General features: G+C 39.6%; 2 protein-coding genes. Both read left to right on the plus strand.

Annotation, left to right across the window (positions count from 1 at the left end):
- Positions 1-1,762, plus strand: a 1,762-nt coding sequence (locus CTN01_RS22435) for a hypothetical protein (RefSeq protein WP_211317092.1), incomplete at its 5' end; no start/stop codon positions are given.
- The coding region (locus CTN01_RS22440; RefSeq protein WP_146150445.1) for a hypothetical protein at positions 1,752-3,924 on the plus strand (2,173 nt) is incomplete at its 3' end. The genes CTN01_RS22435 and CTN01_RS22440, both read left to right, overlap by 11 nt.

The following is a 3,924-nucleotide window of genomic DNA, read 5'->3' on the forward strand; positions in this document are numbered from 1 at the left end:
AAGTTCGAGAGCACAAGCAGAAAATGCAACGGAGAATTGGCTAATGGCAAAGGTACAAATTCATCATTATCCGAAAGCACTTAACGAACCAATGCAAGCTAAAGACAAAATGTTTCGTTTCACTCCTTCGGATTCATATTGGAGCCTTACTGAAAAAAGTGCTCACCAAAATATCGACATCTCTTTCGTGCATAATGCTGATTTATCTAACACCATTAAATTTGAATTGTTGGATTGTCTGGCCATTCGTGCAACATCACACGGAGCTGCGACTTTCGCTCTCAGCAAAAATGCTCTGAAATCGTTCCTGTTTGTGTTGCAGGGTGAAAACTTTTCTGACTATGAAAGCGCATTTAACAGTTTGTCACGGAGTAATAAAGAGCAGCTATCGGGCCTAATTAAAAACTATCACAAGCACCGTAAGCAGTTTAAAAACACTGCTCTTTCAGAGTTTTACAGAAAAGTTATATATAAATTCAGGCCTTTAAAACGCGACAATAAAGCAATTTTAGATCCTGTCAAAGGGGCGCTCACCAAGCTGGAGTTCGAAAGCTATTTTGAAGGCTTGCGCCAATTGCACAACAAAGTACGACAGATGTGTAAATCAATACATGGAGATGACTGTGCCGTTAACGGGTCTTTTTACGGTGGAGGAAGGCCTCAGCGTTTTGGACAACGCAATGTCATATCTGGCGGTGTCGGAATGGTCCTCTTAACGAGTGTACTTCGTCGTCCTGTGCAGCTTGAAATGATTAAAACGTGTGATTTCAGAATGGCGAACGGTGACTACTTTGGTGAAAAAGTCACTGACTACACTGTTGCAGATTATGATGAATTGAAGTTAAAAACCTATCGAGCCAAGGATGGTACCGATGCACGTACCGAGCTGGATAAAGATGTTCATTTAATTAACGCCGATATATCTGAAACCCTAATTCGTTATATGACGATGAACTTCAAAATATTTATAAACAGTATGTCAGAACATGGCGTGGAGCTAAGCAAATCTAAGAAAAAGGAGTTATTTACACGGTTTCCATTGTTTCCGTCAGTTAACTTACTGAAGGGGCTAGATTTAAATCGCTTACCCTTAAGTGAAGAATTGCTTTTTTCTCAACTTTCAAAATATACTGTTTGGGGCCATTTAGCATCCCTTATAAGCGATATGGCACATGCTGAAAAACATGAAGTTTCGCCATATTTCAAATCAGAGCGGTTTGATAACCCGCAAGAGATGACTGTCGGTAACAATCGCTTTCGTCACACCGTTCAGACCAATTTGGCTGTCGAAGGAGTTCCTAAAGGACTAATGGCCGCGATGGCTGGTATCACGGATATTGCCGCTCAACGTTACGTTTCTCTGGCACCACAAGCAAGAGAGCAAATAAACAAAGCCTTCTCCAACAATGAAATCCTTAATCGTTTTGGACAATTAACGATTCAAGAGGTTGTCCAAGATGAGGACTTTATTGCTTTTAATGAATTTGGTGATGAGTTCGGGGTCATGGAGGATAAGATGCGGTGCGAAGGTTGTAAGTCCAAATTACCAGTGCCTTTAGGGTGTTACCCTTGCCGGAACTTTAGACCACTTGCTGACGCAGACCACCAATCTCAATTAGATAAAGCCAATCTAAAATACAGTGCCAATAAAAAAGCAGGCGCAAGCGATAGAGCGCTTCAAAAACTCATTGAGGTTATTGCTTATATCCAAGTGACCATCAAAAAATGCGCTGAACTAAAGGAGCTTTCACATGGTAAATAAATATTTAACCGCAATGAATAAAGCTTACAGTGAGGCGAATTGGGATGAGCGTTTATCCAATAAGAATGGTACACCTTTAACTGATGGCGTGGACGACATACTAAATTTTATCACTGAAACTGGTAAGACGAAGGCATTTGTCATTTTCAGTGAAATTAAGTATGGCAAAGCTAGGATATATGAATCGTCATTTGAAAAGGAATTCGCATTATCTGAAAATAATAAAAGAGTCATTGCCTTATTTACTAATGATGTTTGTATCAACTTAGGGGCTAGGAATAGAGACAATTACTTTAAGCATGCTCGTGTGTTTTTGGACGCTATCGGGTGTGATTTTCACGATATCACGCAATCAAAGTTCGATAAGTATCATGCTGGAGTATCAATTGATTCGCAAAAAAAACTTAATCAGTTTATCAACTACCTTGTAAATAATGGGTTTTGCATGAATTTGGCAGTTAATAAAGCCAAAGGTAAAGCGGTGCGCGATGCTGATGAAAGAGCTAAAAAGAAACTCCCAGCCGATATATCTTTAAAAATACTGAGTGCTCATTTTGCCAAAGCTTTCCCGGAAGATGAGAAAGAATGGGACACAGATATCAACACTAACCAAGATGAGCGTATCTTGCTGGCGATGTTTGCGATAGCAATGTCTGCGCCTAAGCGTGCTGCTGCCGAAATACCGACAATGATGAGGCAAAATGTTCAAATTACAGAACACAAAGGCAAGAATCAGCACGCATTATTTTGGCATGGCAGTAAGGGGTATGATGATAACCTTAAGCATGTCCTTGAGCAGATGGCACCATACGTACAAAGGGCATTAGATTTCTTTGAACTGTATACTCAACCTTATCGAATTTTGGCCAGATTTTGGCAAGACCAATCATTAACCATCGATGAGTTATTTAACAATCCTACTGAATCGCAAAAGGCGCGCATTGCGGCGTCAGGCTTGAACCAAAATAAACCGATATCCATTATCCAATTAGCGTATTTAATAGGGCTAATAGGGAAAAATATCCCAATACACTCTGGTCCCTACACCAAAACTGAATTTCGTCGCGCCACCGAAATTGATTTGGACACACAAATTAACATAAGAACGAATAATACTTCACAATACGTATTGGATTTATTAGGACGTCGGTCGTCTTTAGGCATAGATTGTTACATTTGCACAAAAGGAGGCATGCCACTCCCTTTTCAGGGCAATGTGAGAACATTCCAGCAGCATATATATAAGTCTTTAATAGCATTTTTCCCATCTTTTCCAATATCAACTAATGCTACGAACAAGGTACCTTTAGAAAGTGCGGTTTGGGTTTTACCTCGTACTTGGGGTTTTTATGGTCAAAGAAAGAGCAGCGTTATTCTTTTAAATGGTTCAGAGATTTCAACTCAATTTACTGAGCTTTTAAGGCGTTTTTGGGAGGATCACTCTTACCCTAAAGAATTAAGGATTACTCCCAATCAATTACGGCATTACCTTAATGATTACGGTAATCGCAACGGCATTTCTGACCCTATTATGAACGCATTTAGTGGTCGAGCGGATACGCGTCATATTGAATGGTATCTGCATGAGAGTGACCAAGATACCTTAGCGCGAATGCCAAACAAAAAATCCTACGAAGAGCAGGCTGAAAGTAATATTAATGTCTCTTCAATGAAGGAATATTCGGAGATGAAGGGCAAAGGTGGTGTAGCGACGGAGACTACCACGGGTTTTTGTATCCAGAATCTTATGTATGAACCGTGTGAATACCTAAATGACTTTATTGGCCAATGCATCTTCTGTGAACAGTCTTGCCATATAGCGCATGATAAAGAGTCGATAGATTTCTTGAAAAAAGACTGCGAAGTACAAACAAAACGACTGGAGCAATTTAGAAAAGCAAAAGCTCCTAATGAACACGCAAAAAATTGGTATAAAGTTCATAGCAAAAATACCTTTGTTCTAAATGAACTAATTAGTGTTATGGAAGATGAAACTATTCCAAAAGGCTCGGTTATTCGAGTCATTATCCGCAAACAAGAAATTCGTATTGCTGATTTGAAGACTCAAAAAATTTCGATTAGAAAATTACAACTGGCGAACATGGAAGAAGATATTAAAGCGGGTACTGAAGCATTAACGGTAGATCCTAACTGCGATGTCG

Origin of the sequence: Photobacterium angustum, from assembly GCF_003026365.1 — a bacterium.
GTDB classification, from domain to species: domain Bacteria; phylum Pseudomonadota; class Gammaproteobacteria; order Enterobacterales; family Vibrionaceae; genus Photobacterium; species Photobacterium angustum.